1 pseudogene is annotated in these 240 nt (G+C 67.9%); it reads left to right on the plus strand.

The window, feature by feature from the left end:
• A pseudogene (locus FQ664_RS26815) lies at positions 1-240 on the plus strand (DeoR/GlpR family DNA-binding transcription regulator); the annotation flags it as partial.

Here is a 240-nt window from a genome sequence, read left to right on the forward strand (position 1 = left end):
GTGGTGACCAACTCGTCGGACATCGCCCGGACGCTCGCCACCATCAACGGCAACAGGGTCTACATGGCCGGCGGCGAGTTGCGCAGCGACAACGGCGCCGCCTTCGGCGTCTCGGCGATCGACTTCGTCAGCCGCTTCAGCGTCACGCATGCGGTGATCTCGGTCGGCGCCGTCGCCGCCCCCATCGGCATCATGGACTACGATCTGGACGAGGCGGAGTTCGCCCGCATGGTGCTGGCG

The organism is Pseudomonas persica, from assembly GCF_900291015.1.
Lineage (GTDB): Bacteria > Pseudomonadota > Gammaproteobacteria > Pseudomonadales > Pseudomonadaceae > Aquipseudomonas.